Below are 671 nucleotides of genomic sequence, written 5' to 3'. Positions count from 1 at the left end.
ATCTAAAGAAATATCTAAAGGTGATTTAACAAATACAGAACAAACAATTCATAGAAAAGATGAACTTGGAGAATTAGCTGATTCATTTACTATAATGCGTCAAGAACTTGTAGATATTATAATAAGAGTAAGAGATTCAGTAGAAAAAATTACAAACAGTGCTCATGAACTTTCACAGGGCAGTAATGATTTATCACATAGAACAGAATCTCAAGCAGCAAGCTTGGAAGAGACTGCAAGCTCTATGGAAGAGATGGCTTCTACAATAAAATCTTCTACAGACCAATCAGTACAAGGTAATAGAATGATGGTTGAATCTAGACAGTCTATAGAAAGTGCTGGTGATATTATACTTGAAACTACAAGAAATATAGAAGAAGTTTATGAGGCTAGTACTAAAATTAAAGATATTACAAACATTATTGAAAATATAGCATTCCAAACTAATATACTTGCTTTGAATGCTGCTGTAGAGGCTGCACGTGCTGGAGACCAAGGTAAGGGMTTTGCTGTTGTTGCTTCTGAAGTAAGAAACTTAGCTCAAACTACTCAGTCTTCTGTAAAAGATATTACAAACTTAGTAGACAATGCTTATGACAAAATTAATAAAGCTACAGACTCTGCTAGAACTTCTCAGGAAATATTTAATGACCTTAGAGTAAAAATAGATG

At 32.7% G+C, this 671-nt stretch carries 1 protein-coding gene; it reads left to right on the top strand.

The window, feature by feature from the left end:
- Window positions 1–671: methyl-accepting chemotaxis protein (locus GQX97_RS13575; protein ID WP_157152311.1), on the top strand; the 671-nt coding region annotated here is incomplete at both ends.

The organism is Brachyspira sp. SAP_772 (genome assembly GCF_009755885.1).
Taxonomy (GTDB): domain Bacteria; phylum Spirochaetota; class Brachyspiria; order Brachyspirales; family Brachyspiraceae; genus Brachyspira.
This window is presented reverse-complemented; position numbering and strand designations above follow the sequence as displayed.